Source organism: Barnesiella sp. B2-R-119 (assembly GCF_023656675.1).
GTDB lineage: Bacteria > Bacteroidota > Bacteroidia > Bacteroidales > Barnesiellaceae > Barnesiella > Barnesiella intestinihominis.
In genome coordinates this window covers 190,728-211,845 of sequence record NZ_JAMOKL010000003.1, presented here as the reverse complement: position 1 = coordinate 211,845, position 21,118 = coordinate 190,728, and the positions used below count along the sequence as shown (strand labels likewise).

The 21,118-nt window shown below is 43.9% G+C and carries 18 protein-coding genes and 1 pseudogene; 14 read left to right on the top strand and 5 right to left on the bottom strand.

The genetic code is table 11. The annotated features are described in order from the left end of the window. The first annotated feature begins 67 nt into the window (after window positions 1-67). On the top strand, window positions 68-835 hold the full coding sequence (gene porT / locus NBH06_RS07300; protein ID WP_229065988.1) for a type IX secretion/gliding motility protein PorT/SprT: 768 nt from the start codon (window positions 68-70) through the stop codon (window positions 833-835). Here the strand turns inward: porT and NBH06_RS07295 are convergent. From NBH06_RS07295 to NBH06_RS07285, 3 genes are read right to left on the bottom strand one after another with little or no spacing between them, the layout of a single operon-like run. After that, on the bottom strand, window positions 823-3,801 hold the full coding sequence (locus NBH06_RS07295) for a serine hydrolase domain-containing protein (protein ID WP_250793549.1): 2,979 nt from the start codon (window positions 3,799-3,801) through the stop codon (window positions 823-825). The two genes, porT and NBH06_RS07295, sit on opposite strands and share 13 nt — an antisense overlap. A 6-nt stretch (window positions 3,802-3,807) precedes the next feature. Further along, window positions 3,808-4,581, bottom strand: a complete 774-nt coding sequence (locus NBH06_RS07290; protein ID WP_008862604.1) for a 5'-nucleotidase C-terminal domain-containing protein — start codon at window positions 4,579-4,581, stop codon at window positions 3,808-3,810. Between the two features lie 13 nt (window positions 4,582-4,594). After that, complete coding sequence (locus NBH06_RS07285) at window positions 4,595-5,470, bottom strand: bifunctional metallophosphatase/5'-nucleotidase (RefSeq protein WP_250793546.1); 876 nt, start codon at window positions 5,468-5,470, stop codon at window positions 4,595-4,597. A gap of 251 nt (window positions 5,471-5,721) precedes the next feature. Between NBH06_RS07285 and rplS the strand changes: the two genes are divergently transcribed. After that, the gene (rplS, locus tag NBH06_RS07280) at window positions 5,722-6,069 is read left to right on the top strand and encodes a 50S ribosomal protein L19 (protein WP_008862602.1); all 348 of its coding nucleotides are present in this window, start codon (window positions 5,722-5,724) and stop codon (window positions 6,067-6,069) included. A 181-nt stretch (window positions 6,070-6,250) separates the two neighbouring features. Here rplS and NBH06_RS07275 read toward each other — a convergent pair whose 3' ends face one another. Then, a complete protein-coding gene (locus tag NBH06_RS07275) occupies window positions 6,251-8,131 on the bottom strand; it encodes a hypothetical protein (protein ID WP_250793544.1) in 1,881 nt (626 codons plus the stop codon). Window positions 8,132-8,266: 135 nt separating this feature from the next. After that, window positions 8,267-8,635: a hypothetical protein gene (locus NBH06_RS07270; protein ID WP_046416862.1), complete on the bottom strand. Its 369-nt coding sequence runs from the start codon at window positions 8,633-8,635 to the stop codon at window positions 8,267-8,269. Between the two features lie 232 nt (window positions 8,636-8,867). Between NBH06_RS07270 and NBH06_RS13550 the strand changes: the two are divergent. The 12 genes and pseudogenes from NBH06_RS13550 to kdsA form a co-directional block, all read left to right on the top strand. After that, a pseudogene (locus tag NBH06_RS13550) lies at window positions 8,868-8,963 on the top strand (hypothetical protein); the annotation flags it as partial. A 24-nt stretch (window positions 8,964-8,987) separates the two neighbouring features. Beyond that, window positions 8,988-10,535, top strand: a complete 1,548-nt coding sequence (locus NBH06_RS07265; RefSeq protein ID WP_284703187.1) for a leucine-rich repeat protein — start codon at window positions 8,988-8,990, stop codon at window positions 10,533-10,535. 375 nt (window positions 10,536-10,910) lie between these two features. Further along, the gene (gpmI, locus tag NBH06_RS07260; RefSeq protein ID WP_008862599.1) at window positions 10,911-12,425 is read left to right on the top strand and encodes a 2,3-bisphosphoglycerate-independent phosphoglycerate mutase; all 1,515 of its coding nucleotides are present in this window, start codon (window positions 10,911-10,913) and stop codon (window positions 12,423-12,425) included. A 97-nt stretch (window positions 12,426-12,522) separates the two neighbouring features. Continuing rightward, window positions 12,523-13,104: a DUF3109 family protein gene (locus NBH06_RS07255; RefSeq protein ID WP_040296241.1), complete on the top strand. Its 582-nt coding sequence runs from the start codon at window positions 12,523-12,525 to the stop codon at window positions 13,102-13,104. Then, window positions 13,094-14,434 carry an MATE family efflux transporter gene (locus NBH06_RS07250; RefSeq protein ID WP_250793540.1) on the top strand — a complete coding sequence of 447 codons (1,341 nt, stop codon included), beginning with the start codon at window positions 13,094-13,096 and terminating at the stop codon, window positions 14,432-14,434. The genes NBH06_RS07255 and NBH06_RS07250 overlap by 11 nt, the downstream gene beginning before the upstream one ends. 198 nt (window positions 14,435-14,632) lie before the next feature. Then, complete coding sequence (locus tag NBH06_RS07245) at window positions 14,633-15,523, top strand: DUF5106 domain-containing protein (RefSeq protein ID WP_157260370.1); 891 nt, start codon at window positions 14,633-14,635, stop codon at window positions 15,521-15,523. 189 nt (window positions 15,524-15,712) lie between these two features. Beyond that, window positions 15,713-16,174 (top strand): DoxX family protein, encoded by a 462-nt coding sequence (locus NBH06_RS07240; RefSeq protein WP_250793537.1) that lies wholly within the window; start codon window positions 15,713-15,715, stop codon window positions 16,172-16,174. A 46-nt stretch (window positions 16,175-16,220) separates the two neighbouring features. Further along, window positions 16,221-17,282, top strand: coding sequence for a tRNA 2-thiouridine(34) synthase MnmA (gene mnmA, locus NBH06_RS07235; RefSeq protein ID WP_008862594.1), 1,062 nt, complete (start codon window positions 16,221-16,223; stop codon window positions 17,280-17,282). A gap of 258 nt (window positions 17,283-17,540) precedes the next feature. Then, a complete protein-coding gene (locus tag NBH06_RS07230) occupies window positions 17,541-18,125 on the top strand; it encodes a bifunctional nuclease family protein (RefSeq protein ID WP_021891139.1) in 585 nt (194 codons plus the stop codon). A 159-nt stretch (window positions 18,126-18,284) separates the two neighbouring features. Further along, window positions 18,285-19,547 (top strand): nucleoside permease, encoded by a 1,263-nt coding sequence (locus NBH06_RS07225; protein WP_040296173.1) that lies wholly within the window; start codon window positions 18,285-18,287, stop codon window positions 19,545-19,547. A 17-nt stretch (window positions 19,548-19,564) separates the two neighbouring features. After that, entirely contained in the window at window positions 19,565-20,278 is a 714-nt protein-coding gene (locus tag NBH06_RS07220; protein WP_250793535.1) for a 16S rRNA (uracil(1498)-N(3))-methyltransferase, read from the top strand. Then, window positions 20,278-21,105, top strand: a complete 828-nt coding sequence (gene kdsA, locus NBH06_RS07215) for a 3-deoxy-8-phosphooctulonate synthase (protein ID WP_250793533.1) — start codon at window positions 20,278-20,280, stop codon at window positions 21,103-21,105. The genes NBH06_RS07220 and kdsA overlap by 1 nt, the downstream gene beginning before the upstream one ends. Window positions 21,106-21,118: the final 13 nt, after the last annotated feature.

The following is a 21,118-nucleotide window of genomic DNA, read 5'->3' as shown; positions in this document are numbered from 1 at the left end:
TGTCAAATACAATTCCTGTGGAACAATATACCGCTTGTTTTTCCGTTTGATAAATAGTTATCGTACTATGAATAGAGGTAGTGATATACAAGGGAAAGTATTACATGGATTTACGGTCCGTAGATACGTGGGACGATTGTACGTTTTCGTGGCGTGCATAGCGTTGTTGTGGCCGGTATGTGTATGTGCTCAACCTCGTAAAGTACAGAATTTACCGTATGCAGATCATAAACTCTTGCATTTGGGCTTTTCTATTGGTACGCATGTGCAAGATATGAAGTTTGTACATTCGGGTTTCGTTACCGATGGTGGAGAAAGTTGGTACATGGATATTCCCGATTTTTCACCCGGGTTCAATGTGAATTTGATGGCCGACCTTTATTTGTGCCCCCATTTGAATTTGAGATTTTCGCCGGGTATATTTTTCGGGAATAAAGTGGTGAAGTTTAGAGAGACGGCGACGCAGGAATATCGGACACAAGACATTAAATCGAATTATATCGTCGTCCCTATCGAATTGAAATTCAGTGCTTTGCGTTGTAATAATTTCCGTCCATACCTGATCGGGGGAGTCATGGGAACGGCCGACGTATCGAAAAAGAGAAACGATTTGCTTAAACTGAATACATTCGACGGTTATTTGACTATCGGCCTCGGTTGTGACTTTTATTTACCATATTTTAAATTGATTCCCGAATTGAAATTCTGTTTCGGACTTACAGACGTCATTAACCGGAAACGAAATGATTTAAGGGATCCGGCCGATATTAAATTTACTCAGTCCTTGAAGAAAGCGACATCGAATATGGTGATATTGTCGTTCTATTTCGAATGATTTTTTATGGACCTGTAAATGGTCGAGAATAATTCGGGACGTATATTCAATTGAGATAGCGCGCCATGCGTGCGGGAGGGATATACCCGGTTACATAAAAATATATAGATGAGTTCTTGTTCGGGATCTATCCAAAAGCAAGTGCCGGTGAAGCCTAAATGACCGATGGTCGAGGCCGATGCTTCGATGGCCGTAGGGCTCTTTTCCGGGTTTTCCATATCGGGCTTGTCGAATCCCAGCCCCCTGCGGCTGGTCGAGCTTTTTTCTGTCAGAAACAGTTCTACGGTTTTCGGGGATAAAATTCTTTCGTTTCCATATGTCCCTTTGTTTAGCCACATTTGGCATAGTTTAGCCAAATCGTTGGCGTTGGAAAAGAGTCCGGCATTGCCTTGTACGCCTCCGAAAAAACATGCTGTTTCGTCATGGACATACCCTATCAGTTGTTGCTTCCGGTAGAAGTTGTCGCATTCTGTCGGTGCGATTCTTTCGGTTGGAAATCGGTCGAGAGGGCGATATCCGGTCGTTTGCATGCCTAAGGGTCCGTAGATGTTTTGCTGCAAATATTTGTCCATCGCAATGCCGGTGGCGCTTTCGACAGTCTCTTTCAATAAGACGAAATTCAGGCAGCTATATAAGTATCGTTTGGAGGGGCGTAATTTGCACTCGATGATACGGTTGATAAGGGTGTCGGGCAAAGATTTCGAACCATATAAATTCTGGGCGATTCTCATGGGAAATCGATCCGATTTCCGAGAGGATAATAGGTCTTTGCGTAGTTGTGCATTGCGGTTGGCAAAAGCGTTATTCCCTATTTGTATGGAGTAGATGCTACTTTTCCTACGCTTGATTAATGGTTTCATGAAGCTGTTGGGGTCGATAATGACCGAAGTCATTTGCAATGAGGCAGGCATACCGGTTTCATGTAAAAGAGCTTCCTTGATCGTCAGACTTTTTTTATCGGTATTTCGCAGTGGAGCGAAGTATTTGCTCATCGGTTTGTTCAAGTCTATACGTCCGTTGTCATAAGCCTTCATGATAGCCGGTAAAGTACCAGTCGCTTTCGAGACGGATGCCAAGTCATAGAGGTCGTTTGTGGCGACTGCATGGCGGTGAGTTTCGTAGTCGAAGTATCCATAAGCCTTGTTCCAGACTACTGTTCCTTGTCGGGCAACCAATAATTGACAGCCCGGGAATGCTTCTTCTTTAATCCCTTGTTCTATAATGGAATCGACAGCAGACAATATCCGGCTGTCCATGTCGACCGATTCGGGAATCGCATATCCCAATCGGCACTTTGGAATATATATGCCTTCTTCCAGTTTGAACGAACCTTCTAAACTTACGGGTAATTTTCCCTTTATGGCATATCCTCCGAATAGGGCTTGTGCTGCATATTCTTGTGCCAACGAGGTATTTTCGTAGGCTAATAGAAGTGTTTTGCAATGAGTCAACTCGTGACTTAACCGATTCATTTGATAAGGGGAGAGAAAGCATGCGACTATTGCTTTCCCGGTTTGGCATATACGGCCGATTCTGGCTCTATGTTCGGCATTGCCACTATGTACAGCCAGTATGATTTTATCATAATGTTTCAGTGTGTCCAGCAGTGAAGGCAGAGGATTGCTGTCGTCGAAACGGCCTACGTTGTCGGCGTATAGCGTTATTGTTTTCTGGAAAACCGATTCCGTGTCGTTCCCCACGGATACAACGGCGATTCTGCCCTTGTTCAAATGTGTGATAGGAATTAGATTTTGACTGTTACGTAGCAAGGTCATGGCCTCGCTGTTGAGCTTTCGGTTAAGGGCATCGTATTCGGGAGCGTTCAAATCTTCGATAAGGTTTTTGGTTTTTATGGGTGTATAGTTCGCTAATCCGAAAACGTATTTGTAGCGTAGCACTTTTTTACATTTTTTATCGATGGCCTGTTGAGTTATCTTTCCTTGCTCGATAGCCGATAAAATGCTGTTCAACTGTTCTTCGGGTTTCGATGGGTTCAGAGCGATGTCGTTCCCGGCGAGTATGGCTCGTAGTGCCGTATTGCCGAATTTCGATGCTCCCTTCATTTTTAAAGCATCGGTGAATATTAACCCCTCGAAATTTAAGGAGTCGCATAAAAGTTCGCGGGTGATAATCGGCGATAAGGAAGAGGGGGTATTGGTGGCATCCCATGCAGGAATATTCAGATGCCCCACCATTATGCCCGATAGCCCGCTGTCGATATATGCTTTGAATGGAGGTATTTCGGTACTCATGAGCCTTTCCTTGCTATGAGGAACAAGGGGGAGTGTCTTATGCGAGTCTTCCGAGGTGTCTCCGTGTCCCGGGAAATGTTTGGCAACGGCCATGACTCCTACGGATTCCAATCCTTTGGCGTATGCGATAGCTTTGGACGAGACATTTTTTAAAGACTCTCCGAAAGAACGTTTGCCGATTACCGGATTACGCGGGTTGCTGTTGATGTCGAGAACCGGAGCGAAATTGACATGTATGCCCATGCGCCTGCATTGCTTCCCTACGGCACGGCCGTATTCGTAGAGGAGAGAATCGTTTTGAACGGCTCCTAACATCATGTTGACCGGAAAGCGCGGAGTATCGGACAAACGCATGGCGAGCCCCCATTCTCCGTCAAGAGTGATCATCAGGGGAACTTTGGATAAAGACTGACAGTAGTTTGTTAAGTTGGCTTGGTCTTTTGCTGTTCCTGAGTCGAAAAGCAGTCCCCCGATTTTTTGTTCTTGTATGAGTCTTTGTAACGTTTTACGGTTTTGCGGGGTATCGCTGTTGCGCACTGTAATAACTAACAGTTGTGCAATTCGCTCTTTGGGAGAAAGCGATTCGAACACCGAGTCGACCCAGTGCTCCATAGCCGACCGATCGGCCGTTTGAAGTAGATACGGGTTTTTAGCTTGCGTAGATAGGGCTACCAAAGCAAAAAACGTCCCGATACAGGCAATTATCTTTTTCATGTCTGGTTACTTGTTATTCGATGAGATTATGCGTCCCCCTTTGGGAGGTGCGATGGTGTGTCCCTCCCGGTTTTCTCTCTCGATGAAATTTATAACGGCATCTCTCATGAAAGTGTTGCTGTTTTTCCGTTCTATTGCATTCAGGAACGGGGTCATGTGGTCCCCGCCGTTGGCTACATAGTCTATCGTGGCGATGGAATAGATACGATCGTCGTCGATAGGTCTGCCGTTGATGGTCGGTTCGATGGCTTTTTCGTCGGCAATAGTCATGTGTACATCTTTGCTCACGGCCTCTCCGTTCCGGGAAGCTACGATATTGAGTAACTCGCGTACATCGGAACCTTTTAGTTTTATGAGACATAATGTATTATCGAAAGGGAAGATAGAATATATTTCGCCCAATGTAATATCTCCCTGCATGAGTGGATTGCGTATCCCCCCTGTATTGATGATTGCGAAATCGATCGGTTGACCGAAATCTCGTTGAACTTCGGTTTTTATGATGTCGGCCGAGAGGTTGGTCAATGAGGTTTCAGGTCTGCCCGGAGCCATGTATTGGCTCGATTTCCCGATGACGATACTCATTATGCTATCGACACTTGTCTTGTATTTATCGACTATTTGTTCCATTAGCGGTTCGGGAGTCTTGTCCCAACGGGCATCGACGGGAATGAGTTTGTAAGAAATGTCGAATTCCTGTCGGGACGTGGAGCAGGACGAGAGGATTGACAAAACGACCGAAAGACAGCCGATGGAACAGTATGTATTTAATTTCTTCATAACGATTTAGTAGTTAGTTTCGAGGTTCTATGGTAATGCAACCCAAGTAAGCTCCGCTCATTCCGGTTTGAGCGATGAGTACGTTTTTCCCATCTTTGTTTTTAACTTGGTATTGTAGGGTAGAGAGAGGATTATTGTCTATACTGTCGGGATTGATGACCGTATGCGAATGTCCCCCGATGATGATGTCTATGTCGCTGCTTGCTGCCGCTATTTGTGGGTCGGTAACGTCTTTTTTGTCTTGTGCCGTGTATCCTAAATGCGATACGGCCACAACGATATCCGCACCTTTTTGTTTAAGCAAAGCTGCGGTTTCATTGGCTGCTTGGATAGGATTGTGGAATATCACCCCTTTACACGATTCCGAAGGAATGAGATTATCGGGATTGACGTTCAAGGCTAAAAATCCTATTTTATATTTCCCGACTTTTTTGATGACCCACGGTTGCAAGGTCCCGTGTAAAGGTGTATGGGATACGTCGTAGTTGGAAGAGATAAAATCGGCTGTCGAGTTTTTTATCAGTTGAGCCAGTTTGGTCATACCCGCATCAAATTCATGGTTTCCGATAGTGCGAATATCGTAACGCATGGCGTTCATCGCTTCGAATTCGGCATCGCCTTTGAAAAGGTTGAAATAGGGTGTCCCTTGAATAGCGTCACCGGCATCGACTAATAATACGTTAGGTTCGGCATTGCGGATACTGTCTATAATAGCCATACGCCGCATCACTCCTCCCAAACCTCCGTATGTTTTGTGGGTGGCTGCGAAAGGTTCCATTTGGCTGTGAGTGTCGTTGGTGTGCAGAATGACGATGCGTTCGGTTTGTGCCAGTCCGCACAAAGAAACGGACAAATATATGGCCGTTATTCCTATGAGTTTTCTTATCATGATGTGAAGAATGTTAGTATGTCGTTTTTTTCTCTTGGACGAAATTACAAATTTGAAGATAATATATCAAAAATTGTTCCCAAGATTGAATTTTGTTAACCTTGCAAGAGCGGTTTGTCTGAAAAAATCGACGGCATATTTGTTTATGTGGCGAAAAAGTCGTTACTTTGCCCCGCTTTTCGTAATCTCTGGCAGGAGAAGTGGCCTGTTAAATTACGTTTCAGTATGAACATTTTAAATAGCTATTAAAAATGGATTTAGTAAAGATTGCAGAAGAAGCATTCGCATGCGGTAAAGAGCACCCCGAGTTTCGTAGTGGTGACACTGTTACCGTATCTTACCGTATCAAAGAGGGTAACAAAGAGCGTATCCAGCAATTCCGCGGAGATGTTATCCGTATCTCGGGTCACGGTAACAAAAAGCGTTTCACGGTTCGTAAAATGTCGGGTAATGTAGGTGTGGAAAGAATTTTCCCCATCGAGTCGCCTTTCATCGAAGAGATTGTAGTGAACCGTCGCGGTAAAGTACGTCGCGCTAAACTTTATTATCTGCGTGCGTTGACCGGTAAAAAAGCCCGTATTAAAGAAAGAAGAGTTTAATCTTTCTTACAAGGCATATAAAAACCGCACCGAATATTCGGTGCGGTTTTTATGTTTTAAGAAGCTGTTCTAAATTTATTCCGAGACGGGGGCTCAATATGGCCGGAACATACCTGCTTGCAATGATAATATTATTTCTCAATAAATTTAAAACAGCTTCTAAGTAGAGCTCATCTATTTTTTATCGGGCTTGCCAGCCGTTTGCAGTGTATATCCACATGGCATTGTTCGATGCCGTACCTGTGTTGTAAACAATATCACCCACGGTCCACTCGCCGACGGTAGGACAAGCGGTTCCTTTGCAGACAACGTTGTCGCCGACAAAGTGGATAGATTGGATCATGGTGTTGACTGTCAACGGGGCGATCGATGTTTCCTGCTTCCATTTGAATCCGCATACCGACAGACCATTGTCATATAGGAAGCGGGTTCCGCAAACGGGAATTTCAATACTGTGATAAGCTGTATTCCCGTTCGCACGGGCTCGCATGAGTCGAATGACTACTTGGTTGCCATTTCCGTCGCTGGGACCGTCATAAGAATTAGCCCCTATATTCAACAAGAGACCTTGCGGAAAATTTGTATTGGGATCGATTTCTCCTAGATAGAATTCTTTTTTAGAATCAAATTCTAAGTCCATAGCAGTACTGCCGATTAGTCGTTTTTTGTCCCAAATAGTTTGCATGCGGTAATGGTATGCGCCTTTTTCGAGGAACCATACGATATTGTTGTTGGGCATAGCCGAGGCTCGGAAAAATTGCGTATTGTTCACCATATGGTTGTGTACGATATGGAAGTTGGGTTTGATAAGTGAGTTCCCGGATAAGAGATAACTCAAATCGTTGAACTCGGTAAACGGAATCAATTTAGGCTCAGGTTCTCCAATAGTCCAAATCTCTTTAAGAATGGCCAGTCCACACCCGTGCATGCTTCCTGCGGCATTTCTGGGAGTACGGTATCGATAGGTGTTTTGTATCGACAAGGATAGATACCCGTCGGTTTGGATATCGTAAGGACTGATATTCCCAATATAAAGGTTGGAACTTTCATCTTCGTGGTCTAAGAAAACCAAAGAGTTGTTTTGTAGGGTTATTGTAGACGATTGCACATTGACCGATCCTCGCGCATTGTTATCTCTAATGAGAAATGTCGGTTTTGACCCTTTATGGAAATAGTTACTGGAAAAAACGATTTGAGAATTGGATATTTTTACTTGAATACCATTTTCGCAGTGGTTGGCAGAAAAAGAAATGCCTTTGCAATCATAGAATGTAATATTGTCGTTGATAATATTGCAACTAATTTGAGCCCCATTCGATTTCGACAATTTCAATCCTCCGGCGATTTCATTCATATTCATGTGATTCCGATGGAAGTAGAGATTATCGCCTAATCCATTTAGATCGAAAGCGTAATACTCTTTTTGGTCCTGAGCAAATCGTTTTATTATTTTCTTGGGCTCTTCTACTAAGGTTTCGAAGACAAAGTCCTTGAATATGCAACCCGTAGGAGCACTAAAACCACAGTTGATAATGGTCTTTCCGTCGCAATACATATCGTCGGGTGTGGCTACGGCTTGCACAAATTGACTCCAACTGACATTCTCGATTTTCATGCCGCCTATCGCATAGATTCCCCGCATGCTGGGAGTCTCTGTCCAAAAATTGTTAAACTGGATATCTCGTATCGTAGTGAAAGCAGGAGGAAATTCCTGTTCCCATGCCTTATTATGATTCTCGTTCGGGTGAATGTTGGGGTTGATGACAACCGCAAAATTGTTGTCGAACGAAGTGATAGGCGTCCCGTCACTATCGACTGTGAGCGGATAGTTGGTGTTTAAGGGGCGAATAACAGTCCCTAATTTATAATAAGACGAAAGATCGTCGGGAGTAGTGTCTCCTCCTAATGGATAATCACCGATAGGCAACTGTATGTTACTTCTGTTAAGACGATAGTCGGCCAATTCTCCTCGAAGTACAATACCATAAGGAACTTTCAAAGTTTTACAAATGGCGTACTCTCCTTTGGGCAGAAATACTTCTCCGGCATGTTTCAGCTTCATGGCCTTGTTGATGGCATCGGAGGAGTCTACTTTCCATGCTTTTAAGTTTTTTAAGGCCGCATTTCGGGCTTCTTCAATCTTGTCTTTTTCAGCTTCGGGGGCGAGAGGGTTCTCTTCGGTAGATTTGGCTGTTTCTCAGGCAACGCGCAGATGCCAAAATTCATTGTTGGAAATATCGTTTCTTGCCCCGAACCATTGAGGATAGGCGCGATCCATTACCCAAATGCCGTCGACGGTGATGTCTTCGCCAAAAATTTGGGTAATAGGGGCTATCAACCGAGTATTGTCGCCGGTGAGTGTGCCTGTCCCTGAGATTTTCCCTCCGGCAAAAATCAACGTCGTGTTGTGGGCTAAGGTGATATGCCTATTGATAACGACGTCTGAATTTTTGCCTGTTTCTGTAGTAGTCGGGACTACCACATAAGTTTTCCCTTCGACTGTTCCTTTGACCGGATCGAACTTTTCGTAATTTTCGATATCCGCTAAAATTTCATTTGCTGTCATAATTAAAAAATTTAGTGATTAATACACGGAAAAAGTAGAATCGGGAAGAAGTGATTTTATGGCATGATGATATAATATAAAATATTTTTGAAAAAAGTGGCTGCCGATTGTTGTGAAAAACAGATTTTTTCTTACTTTTACAAAACACAAAATATAAGGAGGTTTACTATGAAAAAAAAGTAGCGGTGTTGTTGATTTTGTCCATGTTGTACATGTCACCTATGCGTTTGCTAACTGTATTGGACTGACTCATGTGCATTTGGGAAAATCGGTAGAAACGATAGGGGAGAATGTATTTTTGAACTCCGATTCTTTGACCTCGATTACTGTTGACGAAGAGAATCCCTATTTTATGGTTGATGATGGCGTGCTGTATAGTAAGGATAAGAGAGAATTGTTGTATTGCCCTAAAAATTTTTCGGGGATTTATCGAGTAGCCGAAGAGGTGAAACGGATAGGTAAATCGGCTTTTAGAAATTGTAACCAATTAACTGAGATTGTATTGCCCGAGGGTTTGGAAGTAATAGGTGACACGGCCTTTTATGGTTGCACTCAGTTGAAGCAGATTTCTCTTCCAAAGAGCGTTTCGCAAATAGGAGCTTATGCATATAAGGGTTGTCCTTTGCAGGGTACCCTCGATTTGATGAATATTAAGGATATTGGAGAAGGTGCTTTCGAGGGTTGTACCGGTTTAACAAGTGTCGTTTTGCCAGAAAATTTATTGCGAATAGAGGCTTCTCTCTTTCAAGGTTGTACAGGATTGACAGTAGTAAACATTCCTCAGTGTGTAACAGCCATAGGCATATCTGCCTTTGCTTCTTGTAGCCGTTTGCAATCTGTTGCCATTCCCGATGAGGTGGAACGTATAGAAGACTATGCTTTTAAGGGGTGTAGCAATATGAAGCACCTTGCGATAGGTAATTCAGTTAAAAAAATAGGCGTTGAGGCTTTTGGGGAGTGTAGACGGTTAAAGTCTTTGTCTATACCCGCCTCGGTAGATTCTATTCTTTCGTCGTTTGTGGACTGTGACTCTGTTTCATCATTGGAACTAAAAGATGGGAATCGGCCTATTTTGATTGAAGGCAAGTGTTTCAATGGTGGCAATATGATGATTGATACACTATATATAGGGCGGAAGATTAGTGGTGTGCCGCAGTTTAATGAGTGTGCCTATTTGTCGACGTTGACAGTTGGTAGTATGATATTGACCATGCAAGATGTTTCGGGTTGTAAAGATTTGTCAAAGGTTATTTGCTTGGGAGCTACTCCTCCGGAAGCGACGATGACTACATTTTCAACAGTTACTCTCGATGGTACTCTAGTGGTGCCGGCATCGGCCGAGGAGGTTTATCGTCGTACGGCTCCGTGGCGTTTTTTCTATACGATAGAGACCTTCCCTGATGTGGCCCCTGCAAAGTTAATACTCGATACAGAGAGTTACCAGATAACCCGTGAAGATGAAGTCTTGTCTCTGTTGGCTACGGTCTATCCCGAGCATGCTACATTTTCGGGCCTTCGTTGGACAAGCAGTAACGAGATGGTAGCCACGGTTTCTGAAACCGGGATTGTTCATTCAAACAAAGAGGGCGAGGCCGATATTACCGTATCGTTGAACGATGGGGCACTGACGGCTACTTGCCATGTGTCGGTGCACTATGTCGATGCCGTGGAGGAGCATGAAGCAGACCAAGTGTCGATTTATCCCAATCCCGTAGACGATATGTTACATATCGATGGGGTAATCACCGGAACATCTATTACCTTGTACGATATGACCGGTCGGTTGGTGCTTTCGGACAGGGCCTACGGTGGGGCTATGACTTTCGACATGTCGGCTCTCAAACGAGGTGTGTACTTGTGCCGTATCCAGAACAGGACGTATAAAATCGTAAAGCGGTAAATGCACGATAGGAAAAATCCTCGGGGGGTGTAAAGCAACCTTCGGGGATTTTTGTTTTTGGGGCAGAAGTTAAAAAGATTGTTGAAATAAATTGAATATAATATTCCTCTCGGTATAATCAAGTAAATTTGTTTCTGCTCTTGGTTTTTCGTATCTTTGTCACTACGAAGATAGGATACGGTTCGGCATAGCCAAGTCGGAAATGAGATTTCCGTTTGTCTCTGTGTTCATCTTTCGCTATCTTTGTCCCGCAATTTGGCAGGGGATATCCGGAGAAAGCAAAGATGTCGGGGTAGAGAGTTTCTCTTCGGAAAGTTCGGCATTGTTTTTGTCGGTTGATATATGAAATTAGATAACTCTAAATAGATATAGAAGATGAGTAAAAAAGCACTATTGATGATTCTCGACGGCTGGGGCATCGGTAATCATTCGCACGCAGATGTGATTTATAATACCCCCACTCCTTATTGGGACTATTTGTTGAAAACCTATCCTCATTCGCAGTTGCAAGCAAGTGGCGAGAATGTGGGTTTGCCCGATGGTCAGATGGGAAATTCCGAAGTAGGTCACCTCAATATCGGTGCAGGACGTATCGTCTATCAAGATTTGGTGAAGATCAACAAAGCCTGTGCCGACAATTCCATTTTACAGAACAAAGAAATTGTCTCTGCGTTCTCTTATGCGCGTGACAACGGTAAGAATATCCACTTTATGGGGCTGACCTCTAATGGAGGGGTGCACAGTTCGCTGGATCATTTGTTCAAGTTGTGCGACATCGCCAAAGAATATGGTTTGGAAAATACGTTTATCCACTGCTTCATGGACGGTCGTGACACCGATCCTCGCAGCGGTAAAGGATTTATCGAGGAGTTGGAGGCTCATTGCGCTAAATCGGCCGGAAAGATAGCCTCTATTATCGGACGATATTATGCGATGGACCGCGACAAACGCTGGGAGCGGGTGAAAGAAGCCTATGACCTTTTGGTAAACGGTATCGGTCGTAAATCGGATAATATGGTGCAAGCCATGCAGGAATCGTATGATGCCGATGTAACCGACGAATTTATCAAACCTATCGTAAACACGACTTGCGACGGGCGAATCAAGGAGGGCGACGTGGTTATTTTCTTCAATTACCGTAACGACCGCGCCAAAGAGCTGACGATTGTGCTCACGCAGCAAGATATGCCCGAGGCCGGTATGCACACGATTCCCGGTTTGCAATACTATTGCATGACGCCTTACGATGCCTCGTTCAAGGGTGTTCATATTCTTTTCGACAAAGAGAATGTACATAACACGTTGGGCGAGTATTTGTCGAAATCGCATAAAACCCAGTTGCACATTGCCGAAACCGAGAAATACGCCCATGTTACTTTCTTCTTTAACGGCGGTCGCGAAACTCCGTTCGAGGGAGAGGATCGTATTTTGGTTCCTTCTCCCAAAGTAGCTACCTATGACTTGAAACCCGAGATGAGTGCCTATGAAGTGAAAGATAAATTGGTAGCCGCCATCGACGAAAATAAATACGACTTCATTGTCGTGAACTATGCTAACGGCGATATGGTGGGACATACAGGTGTCTATTCGGCTATCGAAAAAGCTGTCGTGGCTATCGATGCTTGTGTGCGCGATACCGTCGAGGCTGCTAAGGCCAACGGTTACGAAGTGATTATCATAGCTGATCACGGTAATGCTGACAATGCCGAGAATGCCGATGGAACACCCAATACGGCTCACTCGTTGAATCCTGTGCCTTTCGTTTATGTGACGGAGAACAAGAACGCACGGGTCGAAGATGGTATTTTGGCCGATGTAGCTCCCTCGATTTGCCACATCATGGGATTGCCTCAGCCGGCCGAAATGACAGGACATGATTTGTTGAAATAACAACGATCGACGATGACGATATGCCGGAACGTATGCTTTGCGTTCCGGCTTTTCTTCCTCATAAAGATAGATGAAAACGATAGAATCCGAAGAAATTATGCTGCAAGTAGGTAGTGCGCTGGTGAGCCTCGATGTCATAGAACGCTTTTTTATCTGTGATCTCGAAAAATGTTTGGGGGCATGCTGTATTGAGGGAGATGCCGGCGCTCCGGTCTCCGAGGAAGAATGTCGTAAACTGAAAGAAATTCTTCCGGTTATCTGGGACGATTTGTTACCCGAAGCGAAGGCCGTTATCGAACGGCAAGGAGTTGCCTATGTCGATGAAGAGGGCGATTTGGTGACATCTATCGTGAATGGTAAGGATTGTGTTTTTACCTGTTACGGTAAAAACGGAATGTGCCAATGTGCCGTAGAGAAAGCGTTTCGAGAGGGGAAAATCGATTTTTACAAGCCTGTTTCCTGTCATCTGTATCCTGTGCGTTTGAAAGAATACAAAGACTTTGCGGCGGTAAATTATCACCGTTGGAAAATTTGCAAGGCCGCCGAAGTATTGGGCCGCCGGGAAAAAGTGAGGGTTTACGAATTTTTGAAAGAACCGTTGATTCGCAGGTTTGGAGAAAAGTGGTATAACGATCTTTGTGAAGCCGCCGAGGCTTATTTGAAAGAGTATGGGAAATAATCCGGTAAAATTCAGCTATAAACAGATTTGGTTCATTGCCTATCCGATTCTTATCAGTCTCGTTATGGAGCAACTCATCGGCATGACCGATACCGCCTTTATGGGGCGTGTCGGTGAAGTCGAATTGGGAGCTTCGGCCATTGCCGGAGTCTATTACATGACATTTTATATGATTGCTTTCGGGTTTAGCTTGGGAGCGCAAATCATTATGGGGCGGAGAAACGGAGAAGGAAATTATGCGAAGATAGGCCCGATATTTTATAAGGGAACCTATTTTTTGCTGGGAGTAGCGTTGGTGCTGTTTGTCTCTTCTCATTTCGTTTCGCCTTTGATTCTCGAACGATTTATCGATTCGCCTCATGTTCATGAAGCTGCCGTAAGTTATATTCGCTGGCGGGTATATGGATTTTTCTTTTCATTCGTAGCCGTGATGTTCCGCGCCTTTTTCGTGGGAACAACCCAAACAAAGACTCTGACACTCAATTCGATTGTCATGGTATTGTCGAATGTCGTGTTTAATTACATTCTGGTTTTCGGGAAATTGGGATTTCCGGCTATGGGAATTGCAGGAGCCGCCATCGGTTCTTCTTTGGCCGAGTTGGTATCGGTAATTTTCTTTGTCGTTTACACTCGTGTACGAGTCGATGTCAAAAAATATGGATTAAATCGCTTCGGTTTGCGGAATGGAGAACCTTTGGGAAATATTTTGAATATTTCTGTATGGACGATGGTTCAAAATTTTATATCCATGTCTACGTGGTTCCTGTTTTTTATCGCTGTGGAACATCTGGGCGAGCGATCGTTGGCCATAACGAATATTATTCGTAACGTATCGGCCCTGCCTTTTATGATTGTCATTACGTTCTCTTCGACATGTAGTACGCTCATCAGTAATTTGATAGGAGCTGGAAATACTCGCTATGTACGGGGCACGTTGAATCAGTGTATCCGTATGGCATATTTGTTTGTGTTTCCGATTATATTGTTTTTTATCCTTTGTCCCAATTGGATCTTGCGCATTTACACCGATATGCCCGATCTTATTTCGGCATCGCTTCCGTCTCTGTTTGTCCTTTGTTCTGCCTATATTTTTATAGTTCCGGGGAATGTCTATTTTCAGTCGGTTTCGGGGACAGGCAATACTCGTGCTGCGTTTATTTTGGAACTGATGGCGCTGGTGCTCTATGTCGTCTATGTGGCGATTATGATATTTTATCTGAGGGTCGATGTTGCTATTTGCTGGACGACAGAGCATATCTATGCCATTGGAATCCTTTTATTTTCGGCGGCTTATATGAAATGGGGAAAGTGGGAAAATAAAAAAATCTAAAAAAATAATCGGGCTGTTTTTTAGTATAGAAATTATTTAATATTTTATATTTAGTACGAATGAACTAAATATAAAAGTCAAATGGGTTGCTGTTTACGATAATTTGTGTATATTTGCAACCGATGCAAAAACGGATTATACATCGATATAGTCAAGGGTGTTTGCTCCTACTCTTGGGTTAGTTATATGGGAAATTTTATGGTAAGAAAAATTCTGTTGTGTATATTCGCATGTACCTTTGTAATGTCGGAGGCACAAGAAGAGTCTGTCCGTCCATATCAGTTGCCCGATATTCCCGATAGTTTGGTGACGCCCGATGTTAGAAGCGAATATTTAATTGCCCATTATTGGGATAATTTTGATATTGAAAACCGCGCATATTTGGATGCGAGGGAAATTCCGGAACAGGCTTTCGTCGATTTTACCTCTATTATGCGTATCGCTTCACGAGAGAGCACATTGAAATCTATTGATATTTTATTGAGGCGGGCTTCGAGCGATGAAGATATATTGTTGATGTATGCCGATATAGCCGATAAATATCTATATAGTGGAGAGGGGCATTTAGTTAGCGAGGAAGCCTATTTGCCGTTTGTAAAAGCGGTGCTCGATTCGAAAAAAGTGGATAAGTTACGTAAGTTGCGTTATTCCTATCAATATGATGTTTTGACTAAAAACCAATTGGGAATGGAATTGACCGACTTTGAATATAAATTACCGGGAAAAGAAAAGAAGTTCCGTGTTAAGAAATTAAAAGCTCCTTTTGTCCTGTTATATATTAACGATCCCGAATGCGATGATTGCTCGTTGACTACTTTGAGGTTGAGTGTTTCGCAGGCCTTATTGAAGGAAATAAGAGAAGGACGACTCGTTATTTTGTCGGTTTATCCCGATGGAGAGACGGACGAATGGTTGGGCAGTGTTGAGAAATATCCCAAAGAGTGGGTGGTGGCTTCTATGGAAAATGGAGACCGTTATTTCGATTTGAGGATTATGCCTGCTTTGTATTTGGTGGATAAAGATAAGAAAATAATATTGCGCAATACTTCGCTGGAAGAAGTAGAAAAGATATTGAAGGAAAATAAGTAAAAAGACTTTGTGGTTTTGATTCTGTGTAAACGATGTGAATCGTCCATTTGAGATCCCCTCTGTGCGTGAGCATAGGTTTTTTTGACCCAATAACACCTGAAAAAGGAAGAATCGACCACAAAGTCTTTTCTATTTAATCTATTTGAGCAATTCGGTTGTTATTTAAATATTGAATTAACAAAATTGAATATGAAGAATTTCGCTAAAACGGTCTCCCGCTTTTTGTTGTGTGAACGATTGTCCGATTGGGCAAAACTAGGGTTACGGGTGTTTATCGGTTTCATGATGCTGACTCACGGCATCGCCAAAATAGAACAGTTCGATACTTTGAAATCTACGTTTCCTGCAACTATGGGAATGAGTAGTGAGCTGTCGTTAATCCTTATCATATTGGTAGAGGTTGGTTGTTCCTCGTTGGTGCTGTTGGGATTTATGACAAGGTTGGCGGTTTTACCGTTGATGTTTTCTATGATTATTGCAGCTTTTTTTACCTTTTCTCCGATTAGCCTGTCGACGGCAGAATTACCGATGCTTTATTTGGGAATTTATACTTTTATACTGCTTGCGGGTCCCGGACGATATTCTGCGGATGCCTTCTTCGTGAAGACTTTTCATTTAGAAACCTCGTCAGAAAGCGTGGAAGAAGTTTAATTTTGAAAGACAGGTATCACCGGAACCGGAATTAGAGAACGAATAGATGAACGTAGCCGTATTATTATCTGGGGGAGTGGATAGTGCCGTTGTTGTGCATCGGCTGAAAGAGCAAGGGATAGACCCGACTTTATTTTACATTCGCATAGGAATGGACAATGACGAAGGCGACTGTTCGGCCGAGGAGGATATAGAAATGTGTACTTATATTGCGCGTAAGTACGGACTTCCGTTTGAAGTCGTATCTCTCCATAGGGAATATTGGGACCATGTTATGGAATATGCTTTGCGAACGGTGAAACTCGGATTAACCCCTAATCCCGATATGATGTGTAACAAAATGATCAAATTCGGTTTCTTTGAGGAACGTTGGGGGCATGCGTTCGATAAAACGGCTACCGGCCATTATGCTACGACGACCGAGAGGAATGGTAAAATTTATCTCTCCACGGCAAGAGATAAAAAGAAAGATCAGACCGATTTTCTGGCACAGATAGACTCTGTTCAGGTCTCCCATTTGCTATTTCCTATCGGCGATTTATTGAAACAGGAGGTTCGGGAGATGGCTGTTTCGGCTAAGCTCCCTAATGCTTCCAGACGTGACAGTCAAGGTATTTGCTTTTTGGGGAATATCGACTACAATGCGTTTATCCGTCGACATTTGGGCGAACGACAAGGGGCGATAGTAGAGCTCGAAACCGGTAAGATATTGGGATTTCACAAGGGATATTGGTTTCATACGATAGGACAACGGAAGGGACTCGGATTGAGTGGCGGTCCGTGGTACGTCGTGGCGAAAGATGTCGATACCAATACGATATTCGTATCGAACGGGTATGGAACGGAGAAACAATATGGGAAGGTTTTAAAGTTGGCGGAGTTCCATTTTATTACAGATGACCCGTGGGGAGAGATGGAATCGCCTGTCGAGATAACTTTTAAGAACAGGCATACCCCCGATTTTACGTCAGGTCTCTTAATTAAGGAGGGCAAGTCGTATTCTATCTCTTCGAAGGAACCGGTACAGGGTATCGCTCCCGGACAATTTGCTGTCGTGTACGATAAGGAACGCCATATTTGCGTCGGTAGTGGAGTAATTACTTTGTAACGATGCTTCTTGTATTCGGAATAGAATAAATAATAGTTCCCTCTGAGCCTGAACAAAAGAGGAGGAGATCTTTGCCAAACCGAGAGATAAGATACGATTCGGTATGAAAAACAAGCGTATTTGTTTTATTCTGCACACACCTTTCATTATATTTGTAGAATATAGGATACGGTTCGGCAGAGTCAAGCCGGAAATGTGATTTCCGTTTGTCTTTGCACTCGTCTTTCGCTATATTTGTATGATTAAAAATGTGGTGACGTGGATACTCGTATAAAATTAAAGGTGTTGGGGTTGACTTACAGTCAAGTACAAAAAGGTGCATATGCTTTGGTGCTTGCCGAAGAAAATGGGCCTCGTCGTATTCCTGTCGTGATAGGAGTGTCCGAGGCTCAGTCTATAGCTATATCTTTGGAAGGTATTGTTCCGCCTCGTCCGATTACTCATGATCTTTTTGTGAGTTTCTCTCACGGTTTCGGCATTCGTTTGAAAGAGGTTTGTATTTATAAATTTGAGAATGGAGTTTTTTCCTCGGAAATGCTTTTTGACGATGGTACGCGTGAGATTCGTATCGATGCCCGTACTTCCGATGCAATAGCCATAGCTTTGCGTACCCGGTCCGACATATATGTCATGCAGGATATTATAGACGAGGCAGGATTTGTCTATGAGGAAAATGAAGGTAAAGAAGTCGTAGAGACAGAAGAACTCCCCGAAGAAAAGAGTTTGTCGAATTGTTCCCGTAAGGAACTCAAAGAACGCTTGGAAAAGGCTATTGCTTCCGAGGCTTATGAAGAAGCCGCTCGTATTCAAGATGAGCTGAATAAAAGAGATAATAACTTGTAAGAACACCGATATTTTTTTAGATTTGCATGAAATAAGTCGTATGTCGGTAAAACGCTCGGACAAGTGAGGTATTCCCGTGCACGATCGGCTTTATTTTTGACGGATAATCTAAACCATGTCCTGTAAAAAAGGAAATTATTACAACACAAACGCAAGAATATGGAAAGTGTAAAAATTCGACTGATAGTCATGAATTTTCTCCAATTTTTTATCTGGGGATCGTGGCTCTGTACATTGGGATTATATATGACGACACCCGTTGAAGACGGGGGCTTGGCTTTCGACGGTGCACTCGTGGGCAGTGTGTTTGCTCTATCGGGTATAGCTTCTCTTATTATGCCTGCGCTTATAGGTGTGGTTTCCGATAAGTGGGTGAATGCCGAACGGCTGATGGGAGTTCTGCATTGGGTCGGAGCTATTTCTCTTTTTTGTGCGGCGTTCGTTACCGATTATGATTTGTTCAAAATAGCGATGTTGGTCAATATGCTGGCCTATATGCCCACTCTGTCATTGTCATATACCGTTGCATATAATGCTATCGATAAAGCCGGATTGGACCGCATTAAGGACTATCCTCCCGTGAGAGTTTGGGGAACGATAGGGTTTATTGTCGCTATGTGGATAGATAACCTCACCGGGTTCAGTTCCAATAATGGGCAGTTGATTATGGCTGCGTGTGCCTCTGCCGCAATGGGACTTTATTGCTTCACTTTACCGGCTTGTCCTCCGGCTAAGGCGATGAAGAATAACGGGCTCATGTCTGTGTTGGGATTGGATGCTTTGGTCTTGTTTAAGAATTACCGTACAGCCGTATTCTTGCTTTTCTCTTTTTTGTTGGGGGCAGCCCTTCAAGTGACCAATATGTATGGCGTTCCTTTTCTCGATAGCTTCAAGGCGACTCACCCCGAGGCTTGGGCTGTGAAATATTCGGTCATACTCTCTTCTCTTTCTCAGGTATCGGAAACTCTTTTTATTCTGGCGATACCGTTTTTTATGAGCCGATACGGTATTAAGAGGGTGATGATCATCAGTTTCATGGCATGGGTATTGCGTTTTGGATTCTTCGCAATCGGCGGTCCCGAGGGCTTCCCGGTCGTATTCTTGGTATTATCGATGATCGTATATGGTATGGCCTTCGATTTCTTCAATGTGTCGGGTTCTCTTTTCATTGCCGATGAGGCTCCCGCTTCCATAAAAGCCAGTGCTCAGGGTATCTTCATGATGATGACGAATGGACTGGGCTCTATCGTGGGTGGTTACGGTGCTGGGTTGGTTATCGCTTATCATAGCGAGAATGGTGTGGTGACCGACTGGCCGGCATGTTGGACTATCTTTGCGGCTTATGCTTGTGTAATCGGTATTTTGTTTGCATTGACGTTCCACTATAAACATCAAGCCAAAGTCAAGGCAGAGAAAGTTTAATCTTTTAACGAGGTCTTATGCAGATATTTTATGCTCCCGATATTGAAAGTGTGCATGAGCTCCCTGAGGCGGAAAGCCAGCATTGTGTCAGAGTTTTGCGTATGGGCGAAGGTGATGAGATTGGAATTGTCGATGGGGGAGGAAATAAATATCTGGCCGAAATCGTTCTGGCGCATCCGAAGCGTTGTGGCATACGGATATTGAAAAAATCGAAAGTCCCCAATCCGTGGCGGGCACAAGTGCATGTAGCGATTGCGCCGACGAAGAATCTCGATAGAATGGAGTGGTTTGCCGAAAAAGTCACGGAGATAGGCATTGATTCGATTGCTTTGTTGAAATGCCGATTCTCTGAACGGAAAGAGTTAAAACTCGATCGTCTGAACAAAATTCTGATTTCGGCGATGAAGCAATCCTTAAAGGCTGTTTTGCCCCGATTGTCCGAAATGGAAGCCTTTTCGGACTTTGTCGCCCGTCCTTTCGATGGACAGAAATTCATTGCTCATTGCTATGCAGAGGGCGAGCGGAAAGAACTCTCCGAGGTATATAGCCCGGGAGAGAATGCTTTGATTTTGATAGGTCCTGAGGGTGATTTCAGCCCCGAAGAGGTAGAACAGGCTATTGCCTGTGGATTTCAGCCGGTGATGTTGGGGCAGAGCCGGTTGCGTACGGAAACGGCCGGAGTAGTTGCCTGCCATACGATACAAGTGTTGAATCAGTTAAAATCGAAATAATGAGACTCGAAAATCTTAAATATACCGATAGCGGTAATTTCTTTCTGTTGGCAGGTCCTTGTGTCATAGAAGGAGAGTACATGGCGATGGATATTGCGGAAAAGATCGTCGGGATAACAGAATCGTTGCAGATACCCTATATTTTCAAGGGCTCTTATCGCAAGGCCAACCGTTCTCGCCTTGATTCGTTTACGGGGATAGGCGATGAGAAGGCTTTGAGAATATTACGGAAAGTCGCCGATACATACAAAATACCTGTCGTTACCGATATTCATACGGCCGAGGAGGCTAAGATGGCTGCCGAGTATGTCGATGTGTTGCAAATTCCGGCATTTTTGTGTCGCCAGACCGATTTGTTGGTGGCTGCTGCAAAAACAGGGCGAGTGGTGAATATCAAGAAAGGTCAATTCCTGTCGCCCGAGGCCATGAAGTTTGCCGCTCAAAAGGTCGTGGATGCCGGGAATAACGATGTGATGATTACAGAACGGGGAACCTCTTTCGGTTATCAAGATCTGTTGGTCGATTATCGGGGCATTCCGATTATGCAGAAGTTCGGTTTCCCGGTTATTCTCGATGCTACCCATTCGTTGCAAAGGCCCAATCAAGATTCGGGCGTGACCGGAGGAATGCCGGAATTGATAGAGACTATCGCCCGGGCAGGTATCGCAGTGGGTGTCGATGGGTTGTTTATGGAGACTCACCCCGAACCGTGTAAAGCTAAATCGGACGGAGCCAATATGTTGCCGTTGGATCTTTTGGAAGGCTTGCTGACAAGGTTGGTGTGCATTCGGCAGGCTGTAATGTCTTTGGGTAGTAAAGATAAGTAACATATAAAAGCTG